This is a genomic window from Sphingomonas epibiotica (assembly GCF_039615155.1).
Lineage (GTDB): Bacteria > Pseudomonadota > Alphaproteobacteria > Sphingomonadales > Sphingomonadaceae > Sphingomonas.
In genome coordinates this window covers 488,951-510,043 of the sequence record NZ_JBDGHY010000003.1, presented here as the reverse complement: position 1 = coordinate 510,043, position 21,093 = coordinate 488,951, and the positions used below count along the sequence as shown (strand labels likewise).

Here is a 21,093-nt window from a genome sequence, read left to right as displayed (position 1 = left end):
ATGACGTGTGACCTGCTGCCGGTTTCGTGGACACCGAGATAAGGTGTTTTTGAGACCGGAGGGTGTGCATGCAACGACGGAAGTTCATTCGTGAGTTCAAGCTGGAGGCAGTGAAGCTGGTTCGGGAGCGCGGGGTGTCGGTATCGCAAGCCGCCCGCGATCTGGACCTGCACGAGAACGTGCTGCGCAAGTGGGTGCGTGAGCAGGCAGCGGACCCGGGACCGGCGTTCCCCGGTCACGGGGTGATGAAGCCCGAGAGCCAAGAGATTGAGCGGCTGCGCCGGGAGCTGGCCCGGATGAAGGCGGAGCGCGACATCCTAAAAAAAGCGGCGGCCTACTTCGCCAGGGGCTCGATATGAGGTTCGAGTTCGTAGCGAAGCACCGAGGGATCTGGCCGGTATCGTGGATCTGCGAAGCGCTCGGTGTTTCGCGCAGCGGCTTTCACGCCTGGCTGGTTCGGGCACCCAGTGCGCGCGCCCGCAGCGATGACGAGTTCGGCGCCAGGATCCGCGCCAGCTTCATCTCCAGCTATCGGACGTACGGTGCACGCCGCGTCTGGCGCGACCTTCTGGCCGAAGACCTCTCATGTGGCCTGCATCGCATCGAACGGCTGATGCGTGTGCAAGGCCTGAGGGCGCGTCCGCGACGTCGTGGTTTGCCCAAAGACGATGGTTTGCGGTCCGTCATCGCCGACAACATCCTCGACCGCCAGTTCACGGCCGAGGCGCCGAACCAGAGGTGGATCGCCGACTTCACCTACATCTGGACCGCCGATGGACCGCCGAAGGATGGCTCTACGTCGCTGTCGTCATCGACCTGTTCTCCAGGCGTGTGGTCGGATGGTCGATGAGCGACAGCATGACCGCGCAGCTCGTCACCGACGCACTGATGATGGCGATCTGGCGGCGCGGAAAGCCGGATGCCCTGCTGCACCATTCGGACCAGGGCAGCCAATATACGAGTGAAAAGTTCCAGCGGCTGATGACTGACAATGGTGTGACCTGCTCGATGAGCCGGTCGGGCAACGTCTGGGACAATGCCGCCATGGAGAGCTTCTTCTCGTCGCTGAAGACCGAGCGGACCGGGCGCAAAACCTACCGCTCGCGCAATCACGCAAAGGCCCATGTGTTCGATTACATCGAGCGCTTCTACAATCCGACGCGCCGCCACTCGACGCTGGGCTATCTCAGCCCCATGGAATTCGAGCGGCAGGCGCAGGTAGCTTAACCTCGTGTCCGCGAAACCGGCAGCAGCTCACTATGATCTGATCCTCGGTAAAACGGTCCCGCCGCATCGCTCGTCTCAATCTGACAAGCTAACTTACCAATGGCATGATTTCCGGGGGAGTATGTCACTTCTTACCGAGCCGCCTATGGCTTCCCTAGGGATACTGGAAGATGGGCGTCCGGGCGATCGTCACGTTCTCTCGCGCGACGACAAGCCGATATGGCGCACGGCAGGCGGCCTCTCAACGAGACTCGATCCGCGGCTTCGCATTCTCGACATACGTCAAGAATTCCATTTCTAGATCATGGCAGGGATTATACGTTGGTCGCATGGACCCGCGCATGAACTCGCACTCTAAACCCTGATAAACCACAGGACGGTCGGCGTTCGAGGCTGCTGAATGCGATAGAACATGTGCTCGATCCCACTGTGGTATCCGTCGGGCAGGCGATGGCTTGTCTGCGCCGGGCAGGCGGGGTGCTCCCGGCGTGACCAAAAAACGGGTGTTGGCGGTCCAGTCGGCGGTCAGCTAGCCGGAAACCGGCAGGAAGTATTCTCATACCCCCCCCCGGCCGCGATCCGGACTGAAAGGCACGCTGCCTACAGCCACAGGTCCGCAGCGATCAGGTCGCCGGTGAATTGTACGGTGATCATCATGTCGGCGACGCCGTCACCGTCAATATCGAGTTGCAGGACGTCGCTGGCGTCGAACCGCAGGATGCTCGCTTCGCCCGGGGTGCCGGTGAAGTCGCCGGTGACCAGCATAAATGCCTGATCGCCCGCCAGATCCGGCCGCGCATCGATGGCTGAAATGTCGATACTGTCGCCGTCGGTACGGCTGAAGTCGGTGATGATGTCGCGACCGGTAAGCGCGGGGGTGCTGTCGGAAAGGGTGGTGTAGATGAAGCGGTCGGCACCAGTGCCACCGGTCAGTAAATCTTTGCCCCCGCCACCGAACAGCCGGTCGCCGCCCGCACCGCCATCGATCGTGTCGTTGCCGGCCAGACCATAAAGCATGTCGCCGCCCGACGTGCCGACCAGCGTATCGTTGCCCGACGTGCCGGTGACGATGGTGTATTCGTCATTCTGGATCAGCCCGGTCGCGCTGGCCTGCGTAATGGTCGCGCCGGTCGGCGACGACAGGGTGACGGTGAAGCCTTCGTCGCCCTCGATCACGGTATCGCCCGCGACATTGACGGTGATGGTGGCGCTGGTCTGGCCCGCTGCGAAACTGACGGTGCCACCGGGCAAGGTGCCGCCGACGAAGTCGGTGGCCGCCGCCGGAGCGTTGCCGCTGCCGGCAACCTTCCAGACGGCGCTGCTGGTCGTCGAGGTGTCGCCCGAACGGGTGACGGTGAAGGTGAACGGCGTCGTGCCGCTATCCCCCTCGGCGCGCGTCGCAGCGGTCGCGGCAATCGCCAGCGTGGCGGCGGGCGCGGTGTCGTCGTTCAGGATGGTGGCGATGACCGAGGCATTGGTCACGACCAGACCGGTCGACGGGCTGGACAAAGTAACCGCGAATTTCTCGTTCGATTCGACCGCGCTATCGCCCAGCACCTGCACGGTGATCGTCTTGACCGTTTCGTTGGCGGCAAAGCTGACCGTGCCCGAGGGAAGCACCCCGCCGAGGAAATCGGCGGCGGCGGCCTTGTACGTGCCGGTCCCCGCGACCGCCCATTTGACCGACTGCGCCGCACTGACATCGCCGTCGCGGGTGACGACGAACGAAAAGCTGCGCGCCCCCGAATTGCCCTCGGACAGTTCGGGCGTGGCGACCGCGATCTGGGCCGTGGAACTGCCGGCGTCGGTGATGGTGCCGACGGCGCTGGTGCGGGCGAGCGACAGGCCGACGGGGTTCTGAAAGTTCAGATTGAAGGTTTCGGCGGATTCGACGGTGCTGTCGCGCAGGATAGGAACCTGCACCAGCTTCACCGTCTCGCCCGGTGCGAAATAGATTTTGGTCGTGCCGTAGCTATTATAGTCATAGCCGCCGTTGGCAGTGCCGGAAGATGTGTAAAATTCGACCGAGGTTGCGTTGACCGATCGGGCGCTGAGCGTCAGGCGGAAAGTCATCAGCCCGTCGACCGCGCCTTCCGACGCGGTCACGTCGGCGACGCTCAGCACCGGGGTGCTGACCGCCGAGCCGTCGTTGCGGGCGATGGTCGCGACGCCGGTCTGCTTCGCGATCGCCGCACCGCTGACGCCGCCGATGCCGGACAGTTCGAGGCTGAAGGTTTCGGCGGACTCGCTCGTAGTGTCGTCGGTGACGGCGACGCGGATCGTCTTGGTCGTCTCCCCCGGATTGAAAACGACCGATCCGGTCTGCGCGGTATAATCCTTGCCCGACGTAGCCGACCCGCCGAGCGTGCGATACTCGACGGTAACCGCCGTCGTCGCGCTGCGATCGAGCACGACGACGAAATCGGCGAAGCCGTCGCTCTCGTCGACGATCAGGTCGGCGACCGTTGCGATCGGCGCGCGGTCGGCGCGATCATTGTCGACGGTCGAGATATAGGTGAACGGGTCGCTGATCTTCAGACCGAAGGCGTTGCGCAGCACCACGGCGAACTGCTCCATCCCCTCCACGCTCGTGTCGTTCAGAATGGGCACGTCGATGGCCTTGATCGTTTCGCCAGGCGCGAAGACCAAAGTCGTCGTACTGTACGACTGATAATCATAGCCGCCGCTTGCGGTTTCGCTGGCCGTGTAGAATTCGACCGATGTTTCGTTGCTGCTCGGCGCGCTGAGCTTGAATACCAGCGTGGCAACGCCGTCGACCTCGGCTTCGTTGACCGTCAGCGGCTCGACGATGACATAGGGCGTGGCGGCGGTGGTGGTGTCGCTGAGGCCGATGGCGGCGGTGGCCACGCCGTCGCCGATCGTCGCGCCGGTGACGCCGGTGATGCCGGTCAGTTCGAGCTGGAAGGTTTCCGCGCGTTCCGCGGTCGCATCGTCGGTGATGGCGACGCGGATCGTCTTGGCGGTCTCTCCGGGATTGAACACGACCGATCCGGTCACCGCGGTGAAGTCGCTCCCCGCGGTGGCGGACCCGGCGACCGTCCGGTAGCCGACCGAGACCGGCACGGTCGATCCGCGATCGAGCAGAATTACGAAGTCGGCAAAGCCGTCGCCTTCGTCCACGGCAAGGTCGCTGACCGTCGCGATCGGCGCGCGGTCCGACCGGTCGTCATCGGCGATCGACATCAGCATGACCGGGTCGGTGATCTTCAGCCCGACCGCGTCGCGCAGCGCCACGCCGAACTGCTCGACTCCTTCGGCGGCGGCATCGTCGAGGATGGGAATCTGGATAGTCCTGACCGTCTCGCCGGGCGCGAAGATCAGCGTCGTCGTGCTGTAGCTTTCATAGTCGTAACCGCCGCTGGCGGTCACGCTGTAGGTGTAAAAATCGACGGACGTTTCGTTGGTGCTGGGCGCGCTCAGCTTGAAGACGAGCATCGCCATTCCGTCCGGCTCGGCTTCGTTGAAAATTGCCCGTTCGACCGAGACATAGGGCGTTCCTGCCGCGGCCGTGTCGCTCAACCCGATCGTGGCAGTCGCCACCCCGTCGCCGATCCCCGCGCCGCTGACTCCGGATATGCCGGTCAGTTCGAAGCGGAACGCCTCCGCCTTTTCGGCGACGCTATCGTCGGCGATCGCGACGCGGATCGTCTTGGCGGTTTCGCCGGGATTGAACTCGACCGATCCGGTCAGCGCGGTGAAATCGCTATCGGCAGTGGCGGTGTCGCCGACCGTGCGATAGCTGACCGTGACCTGCACCGTCGATGCACGGTCGAGCACGATTACGAAGTCGGCGAAGCCATCGCCTTCGTCGACAGCCAGGTCGCTGACCGTCGCGATCGGCGCGCGGTCGGTACGGTCATCATCGGCGATCCAGACCGGGGTGACCGCGTCGGCGATCTTAAGCCCGACCGCATCCTGCAGGAACACGTTGAATGCCTCGAACCCCTCGACGTTCGCATCGTTCAGCAGCGGCACTGCGACCGTCTTGACCGTCTCGCCGGGGGCGAAGACCAGCGTCGTCGTGCTGTAGCTTGCATAATCATAACCGCTGCTGGCCGTTTCGCTCGACGTATAGAATGTGACCGACGTCTCGCTGGCGCTCGGCGCGCTGAGCTTGAACACCAGCACCGCCTGTCCGCTGGCCTCGGCCTCGTTCACCACCATGCGCTCGACCGAGACATAGGGCGTCCCCGTCGCGGCAGTGTCGCTCAATCCGATTGTACCCGTCGCTACCCCGTCGCCGATCTTCGCGCCGCTGACCCCGCTGATGCCGGTCAGTTCGAACCCGAAGCTTTCCGCCCCTTCGGCAACGCTGTCATTGGTGATCGCCACGCGGACGGTCTTGACGACCTCGCCGGGGCTGAAGGTCACCGATCCGGTCGCGGCGGTGAAGTCGCTGCCCGCCGTCGCAGTGCCGCCCACGGTGCGATAGCCGACGGTCACCGATGCCGTCGCGCTGCGATCGAGGATGATGACGAACTCGGCGAAGCCCGCGCTTTCGTCGACGTTGACGTCGCCGATCGTGGCGATCGGCGCACGATCCGCGCGCTCGTTGTCAAGGATGGTCGCGGTCAGCACCGGGGTACCGATCGTCAGCCCGTTCGGCGTGTCGAGGAACAGCTGGAAATGCTCGATCGCCTCCCGCGTGCTGTCGTTCAGGATCGGCACGTCGATGGTGCGTTCGGTCTGGCCGGCGGCAAAGGTGATCGTGGTATAGCCGAGCCCGGTAAAGTCGTAGCTCGAACCGGCATTGATCCCCTGCGTATAGACCCGGACGCTGGCGGTCGTCGTCAACGCCGACGACAATCGCAGTGTGAAGCGGACATAGGGGTCGCCTTCATCCACGATCGCGCCGAAGCCGCTCAGTACCGCCATGGAACAGTTCCTTGAACAAGAGAGGTGAATAGTTGCACGCTTCTCCTGGACCATGGCGATGCGGCCGTCATAACGGACTTCTGAAGATTTTATAAAGAGCGCATACTTCGATGGAATCTCCTTCGACATCAAACGGTTCGGGGTCGCAACGACGCGATCTCTGGCGGTTCGGGGCCATGGCGTTCGACGAATCGACCTGGACCCTGACGGTCGGCGGACAACCGGTGGCGCTCGAATCCAAACCGCTCGCGGTGCTGTACGAACTGTTGCTGCGGCCGGGCGAGGTGGTGACGAAGGACGAATTGCTGACGGCGGTGTGGCCGGGCGTCTTTGCCAGCGAGGCGTCGCTCGCCACCGCCATTTCCAAGCTGCGCCGGGCGTTCGGCGACAGCGGCAACACGGTGATCGCGACCGTATCGCGCATGGGATACCGGCTCACCGTCCCGGTCACGCGCGAGGCGGTGGCGCAGCCGGTCGCACGGCAGCTGACGCTGGCGGTGGGCGACGTGGTGCCCGGCCGGTCGCGCTGGACCCTGGTCGAGGAGCTGGGTGGACGGCGGGACGGCGCGGTGTGGCGGGCGGGGAATGCGAAGACGGGGGAGATGCGGATATTCAAGTTCGCCGACACCCCGGCGGGGCTGCGGGCGTTGAAGCAGGAGGTGACCATCGCCCGCCTGCTGGCGAAGGCGAACCCGGCGGACCGGCCGTTCGTCGACATCCTCGAATGGTCGTTCGACACACCGCCCTTCTTCATCGAAAGCGCCGATGGCGGACAGGATCTCGTCCGCTGGTCCGCCGGCGACGATGGCTTCGCCGCCACCCCGGTCGGGCGTCGCGTGGCGATCGTCGCCGCCGCCGCGCGCGCGGTTGCCGCCGCCCATGCGCTGGGCGTGCTGCACAAGGACGTGAAGCCGAGCAATATCGTGATCGGTAGCGATGGGGTCGTCCGGCTGCTCGACTTCGGCAGCGGCGCGGTGATCGATAACGACGCGCTCCGTGCCTTCGCCATCACCGATCCGGGCGATCCCGAGGCCGAGGACGGCCGGGGCACGCCCGCCTATCTGGCGCCAGAACTGGCCAAGGGTGCGCCCTATTCGATCGCGACCGACGTCTATGCGCTGGGCCTGCTCCTCTATCAGATGATCGTCGGCGACCTGACCCGGCCATTGGCGCCGGGTTGGGAAGCGGACATTGCCGACCCCCTGCTGCGCGACGACATTGCGGAGGCGGCGGCCGGCGACCCGGCCCGACGGCTGCCGAGTGCGGCGATGCTGGCCGACCGGATCGACACGCTGGCCGATCGCCAATCACGGATGGAGCGGGACCGGATCGAGGGCGAGCGGACGGCACGGGCGGCGGCGGCGGAACAGCGGCGGCGGGCGCGCGCGCCCTGGGTCCGCGCGGCGGCGGTCGCAGGCGGGCTGGGACTGGTGGCGACGAGCGCGGCGACGATCCTCGCGATCACGTCGCGCAACGCGGCGCAGGCCGAACGACAATCGGTCGAGGCCGCGTATGAATTTCTGACCGACGACTTGCTGGCGCGCGTTTCGCCGCGCCGGGCCAATGCGGCGGAAGAGACGCTGACCGAGGCGGTGCTGCGCGCGCGGTCCGACATCGACCGCCGCTTCGCCGACCGGCCGTTGCTGGCGGCGCGGCTGCACGTCGCGCTGGCGGGGGCGCTGCACGAACGGTCGCAATGGGAGGAGGCGCGCCGATCCTATCGGCTGGCCGATGCGGCGTTCGTCAGGGGCAAGTCGGGCGAGAGCGACGAGGCGCGTGAGAACCGGCTGACCTGGGCGGGGATGGAGGCGGCATCGGCGCAACCGGGGTCGCTCGACCGCGCCAAACACATGGTCGCGACAGAACGCAAGCACCTCACCGACCCGGATCGCGGCGCGGTCGGCGTGAAACTGGCGCAGGCGGAAGGTGCCGTGGCCTATTTCGGCGATCCGGCCACCGCGCCGGCGAAGTTCGATCGCGCGGTCCGGCTGGCCGATGCGCTGCCCGATCGCTTCAAACCTTTCGAACGGTTGCGGATGCGGCAATCCGCGGCGATGGGCCGTTTGCGGACCGGCGACACCGCCCGCGCCGAACGCGAGTTGCGCGCGGTAGCGACGCAGATGGCTGCGCTGAAGGGGGCGGACGATCCCGACGCGCTGCTGGCGCGAATGAGCGCGATCATCGCCGCCGCCTATGGCGGACAGGATGCGACGACGACGGTGGCGGAAATTTCGGCGATGCTGCCGCTGGCCGAGCGGCGCTTCGGGCCGAACCATCGCTATACGCTCGCGCTGCTGTCGCAACGTGGCGATTCGCTGATGGTGGCAGGGCGGCTGCGGGAAGCGGCGCGCGACGCCGAACGGGTCTGGCGCGCGGCGCTGGCACGCGAGGGGCCGGGGCAGCAGGCGCAGGTCGGCGAACTCGATCTCGCCATCGCGCTGTGTCGCGACGGACAGGCCGATGCCGGGGTCCGTCACGCACGGGCGGCACGGACCGCCGTGATTGCGGGCGGCGGCCCCGAACAGCCGCTGGCCCATGCGGCGAACTTCGTGCTGGGCGAATGCCTGACGGCGGCGGGCGATGCGCGTGACGCGCTGACGCTCTACGACGCGGTCGACCCGGTGCGGGTCGGGCAACAAATGGCGGATCCGCACTGGCAACCCAATCTCGACCTAGCGCGCGCCGAAGCGTATCTGAAGTTGGGCAATCGGCAGAAGGCGCGGGACTATGTCTCGCATCTCGGCACCGCTTTCCGGGAACGCAAGGATGCTTATCAGCGCGATCGGTCCGATCGTTTGCGCCGGGCGCTGTCGTTCTCCTGAAAGGCTGACCCGTTATCGGATGCCGGCGATTTGTCGTGTGACGGTTTTGATGCACGCAAGCATCTGCCGGGCCTCCTTTGACGGTTCAGTACCGGGCCATGCGGGGCGTCGCGAAGCGCAGGAAGAGCGGTTCGATGGCAGCGGGATGGGCCATGATCTCGGGCGATCCTTAAATGCCGGTCGGGGATCCTATCAGGAAGGGCGAATCGAAAAGCGGCTGTTCAGTGCGAACGACACCGAGCGGTCGCACGCCTCGCTGGGTGCCGCTACCCCGACCCTGTGTTCGAGCTGAGCCTCTCTGATGCGATTTCGTGATGATTTTCTTGCGGGGTGACCCGTCGAATGCCAGCTTGCAAGTACCGTAATGCTACCGGATCGGGTCGCCCTTTATGCCGAACGATCATCACGACGTGAATCGCCGGGAGCTTCCGCCACTGCCTGCACTGGCCAGTTTTCTCGCGGCGGTGGAATCCAGCAGCTTCTCGCGCGCGGCGCAACGTATGGCGCTAACGCAAAGTGCGATCAGCCGGCAGATCGCGCTGCTGGAAGATTGGCTGGGCGTGCCGTTGTTCGAGCGGAGGGGGCGGCGGGTGACGCCGACTCCGGCGGCGCTGGCCTATGCCGAGGCGGTGGGGCCGGCGGTCGAGAAATTGCGCAGCGCCACGCGGCGGTTGCTGACCCCGGCGGCCGATCGCGCGCTGACCATCGCGACGTTGCCGAGCTTCGGGATGCGCTGGCTGGCCCCGCGCCTGCCTGGGCTGACCGCGCGGCATCCCGAATTGCTGGTGAACTTCGCAGCGCGATCCTATCCGTTCGATTTCGCGGAGGAGCGGTTCGATGCGGCGATCCACTATGGCCTGCCCGACTGGCCGGGTGCGGATCATGCGCTGCTGTTCCATGAGGATGTCGTGGCCGTGTGTTCGCCCGACTGGCTGGCACGCCATCCGGTGGCGACGCCCGCCGACCTGCTGCGGCATGGCCTTTTGTCGCTGGAGGCGAGGCCCGATGCATGGGCAAGGTGGTTCGCCGCCGCCGGCATGGACGACACGGCGATACCCGAAGGGCCGGTGTACGAACACTTCCTGATGCTCGCCCATGCCGCGGCGGCGGGGATGGGGTTGGCGCTGATCCCGTCTTTTCTGATCCGTCCCGAATTGGCGTCGGGCGCGTTGGTCACGCCGCTCGATATCACCCTTGTCGCGTCGGAAGCCTATTATCTGGTCTGGCCGCGCCGTAGCAGTCACAGCCCGCTGTTCGACCGCTTCCGCCACTGGCTGCTGGATGAAGCCAAGGCAGAGGCGTGAGGGGGCAGTTGGCAACGGCGTCACCCTAGATCAAGTCCGGGGCGACGATGACGGTTTTCGGATCTCTTCTTACAGCGGCTTGCCACGCATCTTCCGGGTCAGCTGCACTGCAAAGCTGCGGCCGATGCCGTCGAACCAAGAGATGTCGTAACAGGGACAGGACGCATAGGTCGGGTCGCGCCCCGGCGCCTGATCGAACAGGTTGGTGACGGTGCCGGTCAGGCGAAGGCGTTCGTTCAGGTCGTAGCGGGCCGAGAGGTTGAACAGAGAGCTTGCCCTGATGAAAGCATCTTGGTCGTAGTTGGGCAGCTTGCCCAAGCGCAGGCCGGTGAGCGTGGTTGAGAAATCCGCCGAGGCTCCATGTCAGACTGGCGGTGCCCTTTTCGCGGGGGATGTCGAAATTGCTGTCGAGCGCGAACTTGTCGATGATCGGATCGCCGGGATACCGCCGCACCGTGTGGTTGAAGACATGGGTGTAGCCGCCCGACAAAGCGAATTCGCCGATCGCGGCGGTGGGCAGGCGGAAATTGGCGGCTGCGTCGATGCCGTCGGTGGTTTCTTCCGCGACGTTGATCGGGTTGACCGCCACCGCCTGTAGCTGTCCCGCCAGCGCGCCGCTGGTGTAGCGGATCACGCGGACAAGCGCGTCGCGGCAGGTCGGCGACGATGCATCGTCGCCGCCACCCGCGCGGCAACGCGATTCGTCGCGCAGTACCGAATCGATGCTGATGTCGCGCACCTGATCCTGCATCTTCACCCGGAAATAGTCGACGGACAGGTCGATCCGGCTGGACGGTTGCCACACGATGCCAGCGGCGGCGATGGCGGGTTGATTGCCTTGGACGGTAGCGGACGCATCGCCTTCGCGATGAACAGCGACGGCATGTATCGTGGTAGCGTGACGGAGGACCGGCGCTGGTGCGCGCGCATGTGATGATGACGACGCTGCCCAAGTTGCTGGACGAGACGAACGAGGCGCTGGCGGCGATTCCGGAGCTGCCCGGGGTGTATGCCATTGCAGGCGAATATGACCGGATCGCCATGGTCGAGGCCCCCAGCCTGGAACGGCTGAACGACGTGATCGACGCGATCGGGCGGATGGAGGGCATCGGACGGACGATGTCGGCGGTCGTGCTGGCGACGCGGTTGCGGCGGTAGCGGCGCCTACCCGGTCAATATCCGGTCGATCAATTCCACCGGATGCAGCGGGCGGCGGCCGGTCAGGCGCTTGGTTTGGCAGCGGCAGGAAAAGCCGGTGGCCAGCATCGCGTCGTCCTGCGTCACGTCCGCCCAGCTCAAGGCGAAAATGTCGCGCGACAGCTTCTGGTTCGCCGCTTCGTGCCCGAACAGCCCAGCCATTCCGCAACAGCCGGTTTTCGTCGGGGCGGCGGCAATGCCGAAGCCGGCGAGCGCCTCGGCCCATTGGGCCAGCGCCTGTGGCCGGAGTGCCTGTTCGGTGCAATGGCCGAGCAGGCGTTGCGGGGGAAGGGCGTGGGTGGCAGCAGGCGCGCGACCCTGTCGCACCGCGTCGGTGAGCACGGTTTCCAGCCCGGCGACATCGACGCTGTCGCCGGTCATCTCGGTAAATTCCTGCGTGAACATCAGCGCGGTCGCGGCGTCCAGTCCGACCAGTCGGACGCCCATATCGGCGAGCGCCTTCGCTTCCGCCATCCGCCTCGCGGCGACCCGGGCGAAGCGGTCGCGTATCCCCAGCAGGTGCAGTATCTTGCCATTGCTGCGCGGCGGCAGGCGTAGCACAATATAGCCGCAGGCAGTCAGCACGCGTCCGGCAGCGGCGACCAGCGGGCCGTCGAAGCTGGCGGTAAAGCTGTCCTCGACCAACACGACCACGCGCGTGCGTTCCCCGGCAGAAATGGCTTTGAGCTTCGACCGCGAGACGATCGGGGGCAGGCTGCGCGGATCGGCGACGGCGAAGGCGGGCAGGTCGACATAGCCGAGCCTGTATTCCAGCGCGGCCCGTGCGCGGTCGCTGCTCGCCACGCTGTTGGCGATGCCCGGCAACGCGCGGGCGGCGGCGAGCATCGCTTCCATCCGCGCGACGACATGGTGGCGGAGCGGGCGGCTGCGCCTCGCCCAATAGCGTTCGGCGAAGCGCGACTTCATCGTCGGCACGTCAACCTTGACCGGGCAGAGCGTCGTGCACGCCTTGCACGACAGGCAGGTGGCGAGCGAGGCTTGCGTGTCGGCGGCCAAAGCGTCGCGCTCGGCGGCCTCGGCCGGGGTCGGCTTCGCGATGGAGTCGAGCCGTGCCCAGGCGCGGAGCAATGACGCGCGGCCCTTGGGCGATTGCGCGCGGTCGCGGGTCGCCTTGTAGGACGGGCACATGACGTCGAGCGAGTCCCACGCGAAGCACGCGCCATTGCCGTTGCAGGCGACCGCGCGATCGAACTGCTTGGAACGCACCGCTTCGATCCGGCGGTCGGCTTCGCCCCGCAACGGTACGCCGTCGATCCGGTCGATCGGCTGCCCGGCAGGCGCGGCGAGCTTGCCGGGGTTGAGGCGGTTGTCGGGATCGAACGCGGCCTTCAGCGCCTGTAGTTCGCCATAGAGGCTGCCGAAGAACAGGGGCGAGAATTCGCCGCGATAGCCGCGACCATGTTCGCCCCACAGCAACCCGCCATAGGATTTGGTCAGGCGTGCCACTTCGTCGGAGATCGGGCGGATCAGCGCGGCCTGTGCGGGGTCGCGCAGGTCGAGGAACGGACGAACGTGCAGGCAGCCGACATCGGCATGGCCGAACATGCCATAGTTCAGGCCATGGCCGTCGAGCAGCGCGCGGAACTCGGCGACGAAATCGGCCAGCTTTTCGGGCGGGACGGCGGTGTCTTCGACAAAGGGAATACCCTGTCGCGTGCCGCCCAGCCGGGCGAGCAGCCCGACCGATTTCTCGCGCAGGGTCCAGAGCTGGCCGATCGCGGCATCGTCGCGGACGATCCGCATGTCGCCCTGCGGGCCGATGGCGGTCAGCGCGGCGAGGCCGGCCTCGATGGTCGCATCGTCGTCGGCGGTGAATTCGACGAAGTTCATCGCCGCGACAATTTGATCCTCTAGCGAGGATGCGGTGCCGGCCCGCTCCCCCACCCGACCACCCACAGCGTATCCTGAATGGGTGGTCGGGTGGGGGAGCGGGCCGGCACCGCACTGATCCGGCATCGCCGGATCAGCCGCCGCTACCGCGTCGCTCGCCCCGCCCAGCAGCCCCTCGACGCTCGACCAGATAATGTCGCTGCGCGCGACGCCCAGCACCTTGTCGTCGAGAATCTCGATCGCGACCGGATCGGCGGCGATCAATCGCTGCACGTCGCGCATCGCAGTGTCGAACGCGCCGTAGCGGATGACGGCGAGCGCGCGCTTCTTCGGCTTGTGCGCGACGCGCAGCGTGATCGCGCGGGTGATCGCCAGCGTGCCTTCGGACCCGGCGAGCAGAGGCCCGAGGAAGAAACGGTCGGCGGCGGCGTCCCACGCCTTTTGCAGGTTATAGCCGGTCAGGCCCCGGTTCATGTCGGGGAAGATCGCGGCGATATCGTCGGCGCGGGTCGTGACGATGCGCAGCGCCTCGCGGTGGATGTCGGCGACGATGCCGCTACCGGCCGCGATCCGCTCCGCCTCCGCCCGCGTCATCGGTTCGGCGCGCCATGGCGTGCCGTCGGATAAGGTCAGATCCAGCGCGACGATATAGTCCGACGTCTTGCCCCAGCGGCGCGATCCCTTGCCCGACGCATCGGTTGCGACCATCCCGCCGATCGTCGCGCGGCTGGCGGTCGACACCATCGGCGGGAAGAAGCGGCCATGGGGTTTGAGGAAGGCGTTGAGCTGATCCAGCACGACGCCCGGTTCGACCGTTACCGTGTTCGCATCCGCATCGAACGTACCGACGCCGCGCATATGGCGGGCGAAATCGACGATGACCCCGTCGTTCAGCGACTGGCCGTTGGTGCCGGTATTGCCGCCGCGCGCCGTCAGCGACAGGCCGGTATCGGCCAGCGTGCGCACCAGCAGCGTCACATCGTCGCCGGTGCGCGGATAGAGGATCGCGGTCGGGCGGACCTGATAGATGCTGTTGTCGGTCGATGCGACCTGCCGTGCGCCGATGCCGTCCTCGACATCACCGGCGAACCCCGCCTGGTCGAGGCGGCGCAGCAGGTTCGCGACCGCCGTCATCAGGCCGCCGCGACCCCACGCAACGCTTCACGCACCGCCTTCATCGACTGCGTCTCCGTTGCGGCATAGAGCGCCAGTTCGTCCTGCACCTTGTCGCCCAGCGCCGCCTCGAACGCGGCCTGCGCCGCCGACGCGGCATAGCTGCGCTGTTCGGTCCCGCCCAGATTGGACTGGAAGATGCCCGCCGCGCTGACCGGTAGGAAATCCTCGTACACGATCGGCAGGGCGCGGACATAGCCCGCGTGCACCCAGGCATCGATATCGCCCGCCGGCCGTGCCCCGGTCGCGACCAGCCGTTGCCCGACGTCGGTCAGCTCGTAGCGGAACCAGGCGAGGCCCTGTTCGCGCAACGCCTCTACCGTGTCGGGAAAGGCGGCGAAGGCGGTGGCGAGGCGGTCGGCATAGCTCGACCCCTGTGCCCCCTGTTCGCCGCGCGCGGTCGCCAGCAGCCGGTCGTACAGCGCGCGGCCCTTGGGCGTCAGCGCGGCGCCGCGCTGTTCGATCTCGCCGAAACGCGCAGTGTGGTGGCCGGGCTGGTCGCCGGGGAAGGTCACGGCTTCCTCGATCGCCTTGAAACTGGTCTGGCGCAGCAGGATCGGGACGGCACGGGGCGGCGGTCCTTCGATCACCGCCTTCGCATCGATGCCGCGTGCCTGCATCGCGTCCTGCGCGGCATCGATGTCGAGCGTGCGCGGGGTCAGGTGGTTGATGTGCGGGCCGCGAAACGACACGACATCGGCGATCAGTCGGTGCGCCCCGTGCAGCCGTTCATAGGTCGCCGCATCGACCCTCGCATCGCCATGCCAGCGAAAGGTTTCGAGCAATTCGCCCACAAAGCGTTCGGCGTCGTCCACATCCAGCCCGCCCTGCGCCTCGTCCCGTTCGATCAGGTGAATCGCTTCGTCGGTGAAGATCTGCCGGGTCGACAGGATCGCGTCCGCCTCGGCGCGCAGCCCTTCGTCTTCGATCAGTTCGAGGCGCAGCAGCGAGGTGAACACGCGGAACGGGTTGGCGTTCAGCGCGGCGTCGCAGATCGGGCGGAAGGCGGTCGAATGGACCGGCACGCCCGCCACCGACAGGTCGTAATAGCCGACCGGAACCATCCCCATCACCGCAAAGGCGCGGCGCATCATGTTCAGCTCCGCCGCGGTGCCCAGCCGGATCGCGCCGTGGCGTTCGACGTCGAGGCGATCGAGTTCGTCTGCCGAGGCCATTTCCGCCGCCAGATCGGGGCGGTCGGCCAGCACCTGTGCATTCACCTCCGCCACGATCGACAGCAGGTCGCCATAGAGCGGGACTTCGGCACGGTACATCGCCGACATCGCTTCGGAAAAGCGGGTGCGGATGGCGTTCGGATCGGTGAAGCGGTGGGTCATGGCTATCTCGGTCAGATAAGGTCAGCGCGGGGCGAAGGTAATGGGGTCGCCGATTCCGACGCGCAGCGCCTGTGCCGCCGCCGGATTGATGACGATGCCGTCGTCGCGGGGGGCAAGCCGGGCGAAACAGGCGCGGAACGCCGCCAGCCGGCCGGCGGCGGCGATATGCGGCGCGGCATCGTCGCTGTCTGCCACCGCGCGGACGATGGCGGTGCGGGCATCGCGGACGGTGGCGATGTCGTCGGTCGCGGCGGTCACGGTCGGGCCGCCGTCGAACAGGTCGACATAGTGATCGTAGCGAAAGCCTTCTTTCTCCAGCAGCCGCAGCGCAGGGCGGCCGGAGGGATGCGGCACGCCCAGCACGGCGCGCGCGCAGTCGGGCAGCATCGCCAGCAGGACCGGCGTGGTCGGCAACAGGCCGGCCAGGACGTGGGTGCCATGTTCCGCGTTGAACGCATCCGCCGCCGCGAAGCCCATGCCGAAGAAGCGCGCGGCGATCCCATCCCAGAAGGGGGCTTCGCCGGCATCGTCGACCACGCCGCGCAGTTCGGCGATGGTCCGGTCGGCGAAGCGCGGGCGGTGCATCGCGATGAACAGGTAGCGGCTGCGCGCCAGCAGCGTGCCGGCGCCTCCCGAACGGGCATCGGCGCGCAGGAATAGCCCGCCTACCTCGCTGCACCCGGCATGGTCGGTGCAGATGGTGAGGGTGGTGTGATCGACCGCGCGGCCGAGCACCGCATGGTCGGCGCCATGCCGGTCGATGCGATAGCTGTAGAAGGGCGTGTCGGTGCCGATATGCGAAAAGATCTGGCAGGTGCCGTGAATCGCCTCGCCCGCCACGTCCTCCAGCACGAACAGGAACCGGTCGATGCCGAACGCATCGGTGTCGCGCGCAAAGGCGGCATCGGCGGCGGCCAGCCGGTCGCCGAGCTTCGCCTTGTCCGCCGGCAGGTTCACGAACCCGCCACCGGTGGTTTGCGCCATCTCGTACAGGGCGGACAGGTCATGCCCGCCCGCCGCGCGTAGCAGGATCGTCACGCCGCGCCGGCCCCCACCACGGGCTTGAGCGCGTCCCAATTGCCCGCCGCGCTGCCCGCCTCGAAGCTCGCCATCGGATAGGCGCAGTAATCGGCGGCATAATAGGCGCTGGGGCGATGGTTGCCCGAATCGCCGATGCCACCGAACGGCTGCGCGCCCGCTGCGCCGGTGGTCGGGCGGTTGCGGTTGACCACGCCTGCGCGTGCCTCGAGGACGAACCGGTCCCACAGCGTATCGTCGGCGGTGAGCAGCCCGGCGGACAGGCCGAAACGGGTATCGTTGGCGGCGTCGATCGCGGCGTCGACATCGGCGACGCGGATGACCTGCAGGACCGGCGCGAATATTTCCTCGTCCGGCACGGTCACCCCGGTCACGTCGAGCAGAGCGGGTGTGATGAAGGCGGCGCTGCGCCCTTCGATCCCGGCGAACGGCACGATGGCGCGGGCCCCGGCGGCCTCCAGCGCGGCGACCTGCGCGCGGGCGGTCGCGGCGGCGGCGTCGGAGATCAGCGGGCCGATATAAGGCGTTTCGTCCCAGCGGCCGATAGGCAGGCGCGAGATCAACGCGGCCACCGCCTCCACCACCGCATCGCCGAACGCGCCATCGGGCAGGATCAGCCGGCGGGCGCAGGAGCAACGCTGTCCGGTGGTGATATAGGCGGACTGGACGATCAGCGCTGCCGCCTCGGCCACGTCGCCGTCCCACGCGATCAGCGGATTGTTGCCGCCCAGTTCCAGCGCGAGGATCACTTGCGGCCGCTCGGCAAAGGCGCGGCGGAAATGCGCGCCGGTGGTCGCCGATCCGGTGAACAGCAGCCCGTCGATATCGGCCGCGACCAGCGCCGCGCCGGTTTCGCGCGCGCCCTGCACGACGTGCAACACGTCGTCGGGCAGGCCGGCTGCGGCCCAGGCATCGGCCATCGCCGCGCCGACCGCCGGGGTCAGTTCGGACGGTTTGAACACCACCGTGTTCCCCGCCAGCAGCGCGGGGACGATATGGCCGTTGGGCAGATGGCCGGGGAAATTGTACGGCCCCAGCACCGCCATCACCCCGTGCGGGCGGTGGCGCAGCACGGATTCGCCGAACGGCATCGCGCTGCGTTTTTCGCCCGCGCGTTCGGCCTGGGCGGCGATCGACAGTTCGACCTTGCCGACCATCGTGCCGACTTCCTGCGTGGTTTCCCACAGGGGCTTGCCCGTTTCGCGCGCGATCAGCTCGGCGAGTTCGGAAGAGCGGACCTTCAGCACGTCGGCATAGCTGCGGGCGATGGCCACGCGTTGCGCGATGGAGGTGCGTCGCCAGTCGCGGAACGCGGCGCGGGCGCGGGCAACCGCGGCATCGACATCGTCGACGGTCGCGGTCGGGCCGGTCCAGATCGTCTCGCCCGTCGCCGGGCAGGTCGAGGTCAGCACGCTCATGCCGCCTGCGCCATGTTCCCGCGCACCGCGACGCAGGCCGCTTCCAGCCGGGTGACCGCCTCGGCGATCTCCTCCGCGGAAATCAGCAGCGAGGGAAGCAGGCGCACGCAATTCTCACCGCCGCCCGCGACCAATATGCCGTGATCGCGCGCGATCCCCATGAACTCGCGATTGTTCGGGATCATCTTGAGACCGATCAGCAGCCCCTTGCCGCGGACTTCGGCGATCACATCGGGGAAACGGGTGCGCAGCGCCTCCAGCTGCCGGAAAAAATCGGCGCTGGCGGCGCGGGCATGGGCCAGCGTCTCCTCGTTGGCGATGGTGTCGAAGGCGGCGATGCCGACCGCCATCGCCAGCGGATTGCCGCCAAAGGTCGTGCCATGGACGCCCGGAGTCATGCCCTTGGCGGCCTCGGCGGTGGCGAGGCAGGCGCCGACCGGAAAGCCCGATCCCAGCGCCTTGGCCAGCGCCATGATGTCGGGCGCCGCGCCGTCGAACCATTGGTGCGCGAACAGACGGCCGGTGCGGCCCATGCCGCTCTGCACCTCGTCATGGATCAACAGCACGCCATACTGGCGGGTCAACTCGCGCAGGCGCAGCAGCCATTCGCCCGACAGCGCACGCGCACCGCCTTCGCCTTGCACCGGCTCGACGATCGCCGCCGCGGTGGTCGGGCTGGCGATCGCGGCCTCGATCGCTGCCGCGTCGTCGATCGACAGCTGGACGAAGCCCGGCAGGCGGGGACCGCAGCCCTCCATGTAACCGGCATTGCCCGACGCGTTGATTGCGGCATAGGTGCGGCCGTGGAACGATCCGCCGAAACCGACGATGTCGATCCGCTCCGGCTGGCCGTTCACATGGTGATAGCGGCGCGCGGTCTTGATCGCGCACTCGACCGCTTCGGTGCCGGTATTGGCGAAGAACACGCAGTCGGCGAACGACGCGTCGACCAGCCGCTGCGCCAACGCCTCCTGTCCCGGAATGCGGAAGATGTTGGAGACGTGCCACAGCTTGCCCGCCTGTTCGGTGAGCGCCGCGACCAGCGCGGGATGGGCATGACCCAGCGCATCGGTCGCGATGCCGGCCACGCAGTCGATATAGCGCCGCCCCTCGGTATCGATCAGCCATACGCCTTCACCGCGCTCCACTGCGATCGGCGCGCGGTTGTACAGGTTCATCAGGGCTTGGGTCATGACGGCTCCTATCGCGAATTCGAACCTGCACCGGCGGGCGCAGGCGCGGTGGCACCAGCTTCTGCAAAAGCGGGCCGTGTGAAGGCCCTATTGGTCCCAGGAACCAGCGCGAACAAACGCAATGCCATCATCTGTTGATGCGTAATGGGAATGAAGGAAAGCGCCTTAACGCCCCTTGATCGGCGGGACGGTCGACGGACATCCGTCGATTGCAGGGGAGGCTGTCATCCCACGGCAGCAGGCGGGACGACCATGTCGCCCGGCTGGGTATGCGGGTCGGTGCCCAGCCCCGCGACCCGCGCGTCGAGCGGCGCGGTCATAGTGGCGGTGGTCCGACCAAAGGGGTCGGTGACGATCGCCAGCACATCGCCCTTCCTGACATATTGGTTCAGCTTCGTACGCAATTGCGCCCATCCCCCGCGCGGACGGTCGACATTGGTGACGACGTTGCCGAGAAACGGTTCGGGATCGCGAAGGCCGGGTCTGCCGGACAGCATCCCCCGGTCGATCATCACGTTGCGCACGCCGCGCAGGCCGCGGGCGATCATCGCATTGTCGAACACCTCCGCCCGCCCAGTTCACGAGTGACGGCCGGGATGGCATTGGCGTTCAGCATGCCCTCCACCGCGCCGTCGATGCCCGCATTCACATAGATGCTGTCGGGCCGCAGCATCATCACGGTCCGCTTGGCGGCCGAGGTCGCGACGAAGACATAGGCCGGGTACGTGCCGCGGCGCGACTACAGGCGTCCGGCATAACGCTGCGCCGCATTCCCTTGTCGCCACGCGCGTTCGGATCGCGTGGGATCAGCCGATTGAGATTCTGGCCTGCGCCGTTGTGACTTCCGGTGAATGTGCGTGTCGAATTACGCAGGCCCGGCGCATTCAGACCTGGCAGGGCGATCAGCGTTCCCTTCATGGCGGCCGGGTCGAGGCCTTGGACCAACTGGTGGATCACGCCGATCCCGTTCAGTTCGTCGCCATGTATGCTAGCCGTCAACGGCAGGCGAGGGCCGCCCTTCGCGCCCTTTACCACGATGATCGAACCATAATTGCCCTGCCCAGTGTCATCGTCGTCGACCCGCAGCCACAGCTGCGTCTTGCCCATGGGCAGAGCGGCGACGTCGAGCTTTTCGATCAGGGGTACCCCGCCGATCCGGTCCCCGGGCTCGGCCGGCAGCGCGGCGGCGGACACGGCAGCGAATAGGGCGAGGACTACCTCGGACCGGGTTCAGAAATGAAAAGCGTGGGACATGGCCGTTCTCCAAGGTGGCAGAACAAGGCGCGCATGTCGTTACGGTGCCGTCCAAGCGAAAATCGATCAGGTCCTGATGCGTCGCGCTCATCAAGAAAGCATTGCGCCGTTCCGAAAGCCGGCTGACGTTGGCGGAATCCTGACAATGCAGCAGCCGCATTGGTCGCCGACGGTTGGTCTCTGCGCGCGGGTCCGGTCGTGATGCGCGGGCGTGCTATTTAAAGAAGGCGGCCGAGGTTCGGCGATGGCGCGCAGCGATCGAGCCATGGGTGCACCGCGGGCACGGCGAGGTCGAGATCGCGCAGCATAGTCCGTAGCCCGTCAAAAGCCATGCCGTGGTCGGCGAGGCTTCGGCGCATGTTCGGATGGAGTGCTGCGGGCGA

14 protein-coding genes and 1 pseudogene are annotated in these 21,093 nt (G+C 67.0%); 5 read left to right on the top strand and 10 right to left on the bottom strand.

Annotated features, from left to right (window positions below):
- Positions 1–68: 68 nt before the first annotated feature.
- A pseudogene (locus AAIO73_RS08795) lies at positions 69–1,227 on the top strand (IS3 family transposase).
- Between the two features lie 600 nt (positions 1,228–1,827).
- Here AAIO73_RS08795 and AAIO73_RS08790 read toward each other — a convergent pair.
- A complete protein-coding gene (locus AAIO73_RS08790; protein WP_345877341.1) occupies positions 1,828–6,123 on the bottom strand; it encodes a Calx-beta domain-containing protein in 4,296 nt (1,431 codons plus the stop codon).
- Positions 6,124–6,299: 176 nt separating this feature from the next.
- On the opposite strand from AAIO73_RS08790, the gene AAIO73_RS08785 reads away from it, so the two are divergent.
- Both AAIO73_RS08785 and AAIO73_RS08780 read left to right on the top strand, forming a co-directional pair.
- Entirely contained in the window at positions 6,300–8,945 is a 2,646-nt protein-coding gene (locus AAIO73_RS08785) for a protein kinase domain-containing protein (RefSeq protein WP_345877339.1), read from the top strand.
- Positions 8,946–9,355: 410 nt separating this feature from the next.
- The gene (locus AAIO73_RS08780; protein ID WP_345877337.1) at positions 9,356–10,249 is read left to right on the top strand and encodes a LysR substrate-binding domain-containing protein; all 894 of its coding nucleotides are present in this window, start codon (positions 9,356–9,358) and stop codon (positions 10,247–10,249) included.
- Positions 10,250–10,274: 25 nt separating this feature from the next.
- On the opposite strand, the gene AAIO73_RS08775 is transcribed toward AAIO73_RS08780, so the two are convergent.
- Positions 10,275–11,000, bottom strand: coding sequence for a hypothetical protein (locus AAIO73_RS08775; protein WP_345877336.1), 726 nt, complete (start codon positions 10,998–11,000; stop codon positions 10,275–10,277).
- Positions 11,001–11,045: 45 nt separating this feature from the next.
- On the opposite strand from AAIO73_RS08775, the gene AAIO73_RS08770 reads away from it, so the two are divergent.
- Complete coding sequence (locus AAIO73_RS08770; protein ID WP_345877334.1) at positions 11,046–11,183, top strand: hypothetical protein; 138 nt, start codon at positions 11,046–11,048, stop codon at positions 11,181–11,183.
- Positions 11,168–11,407, top strand: a complete 240-nt coding sequence (locus AAIO73_RS08765) for an Lrp/AsnC family transcriptional regulator (protein WP_345877333.1) — start codon at positions 11,168–11,170, stop codon at positions 11,405–11,407. The genes AAIO73_RS08770 and AAIO73_RS08765 overlap by 16 nt, the downstream gene beginning before the upstream one ends.
- A gap of 6 nt (positions 11,408–11,413) precedes the next feature.
- On the opposite strand, the gene AAIO73_RS08760 is transcribed toward AAIO73_RS08765, so the two are convergent.
- The 8 genes from AAIO73_RS08760 to AAIO73_RS08725 all read right to left on the bottom strand — a co-directional run bounded on the left by AAIO73_RS08760 (position 11,414) and on the right by AAIO73_RS08725 (position 20,650).
- Positions 11,414–14,431 (bottom strand): FAD-binding and (Fe-S)-binding domain-containing protein, encoded by a 3,018-nt coding sequence (locus AAIO73_RS08760; protein ID WP_345877332.1) that lies wholly within the window; start codon positions 14,429–14,431, stop codon positions 11,414–11,416.
- Positions 14,431–15,807, bottom strand: coding sequence for a 2-oxoadipate dioxygenase/decarboxylase HglS (gene hglS, locus AAIO73_RS08755; protein ID WP_345877330.1), 1,377 nt, complete (start codon positions 15,805–15,807; stop codon positions 14,431–14,433). The genes AAIO73_RS08760 and hglS overlap by 1 nt, the downstream gene beginning before the upstream one ends.
- Positions 15,808–15,828: 21 nt before the next feature.
- Positions 15,829–16,845, bottom strand: a complete 1,017-nt coding sequence (gene astA, locus AAIO73_RS08750; protein ID WP_345877328.1) for an arginine N-succinyltransferase — start codon at positions 16,843–16,845, stop codon at positions 15,829–15,831.
- Positions 16,842–18,263, bottom strand: a complete 1,422-nt coding sequence (gene astD / locus AAIO73_RS08745; protein WP_345877327.1) for a succinylglutamate-semialdehyde dehydrogenase — start codon at positions 18,261–18,263, stop codon at positions 16,842–16,844. The genes astA and astD overlap by 4 nt, the downstream gene beginning before the upstream one ends.
- Positions 18,260–19,456 carry an aspartate aminotransferase family protein gene (locus tag AAIO73_RS08740; RefSeq protein ID WP_345877325.1) on the bottom strand — a complete coding sequence of 399 codons (1,197 nt, stop codon included), beginning with the start codon at positions 19,454–19,456 and terminating at the stop codon, positions 18,260–18,262. The genes astD and AAIO73_RS08740 overlap by 4 nt, the downstream gene beginning before the upstream one ends.
- A gap of 224 nt (positions 19,457–19,680) precedes the next feature.
- Complete coding sequence (locus AAIO73_RS08735; protein WP_345877324.1) at positions 19,681–20,019, bottom strand: succinylglutamate desuccinylase/aspartoacylase family protein; 339 nt, start codon at positions 20,017–20,019, stop codon at positions 19,681–19,683.
- The gene (locus tag AAIO73_RS08730; RefSeq protein ID WP_345877322.1) at positions 20,001–20,135 is read right to left on the bottom strand and encodes a hypothetical protein; all 135 of its coding nucleotides are present in this window, start codon (positions 20,133–20,135) and stop codon (positions 20,001–20,003) included. Before AAIO73_RS08730 ends, AAIO73_RS08735 begins: the two co-directional genes overlap by 19 nt.
- Positions 20,132–20,650 carry a M14 family metallopeptidase gene (locus tag AAIO73_RS08725; protein ID WP_345877321.1) on the bottom strand — a complete coding sequence of 173 codons (519 nt, stop codon included), beginning with the start codon at positions 20,648–20,650 and terminating at the stop codon, positions 20,132–20,134. The genes AAIO73_RS08730 and AAIO73_RS08725 overlap by 4 nt, the downstream gene beginning before the upstream one ends.
- Positions 20,651–21,093: the final 443 nt, after the last annotated feature.

Coding starts and splice junctions, on each gene's coding strand:
- AAIO73_RS08790 (WP_345877341.1), bottom strand. CDS start 6,123: ATGGCGGTACTGAGCGGCTTCGGCGCGATCGTGGATGAAGGCGACCCC.
- AAIO73_RS08740 (WP_345877325.1), bottom strand. CDS start 19,456: ATGACCCAAGCCCTGATGAACCTGTACAACCGCGCGCCGATCGCAGTG.
- AAIO73_RS08785 (WP_345877339.1), top strand. CDS start 6,300: ATGGCGTTCGACGAATCGACCTGGACCCTGACGGTCGGCGGACAACCG.
- AAIO73_RS08775 (WP_345877336.1), bottom strand. CDS start 11,000: ATGCAGGATCAGGTGCGCGACATCAGCATCGATTCGGTACTGCGCGAC.
- AAIO73_RS08760 (WP_345877332.1), bottom strand. CDS start 14,431: ATGACGGCGGTCGCGAACCTGCTGCGCCGCCTCGACCAGGCGGGGTTC.
- hglS (WP_345877330.1), bottom strand. CDS start 15,807: ATGACCCACCGCTTCACCGATCCGAACGCCATCCGCACCCGCTTTTCC.
- astD (WP_345877327.1), bottom strand. CDS start 18,263: ATGAGCGTGCTGACCTCGACCTGCCCGGCGACGGGCGAGACGATCTGG.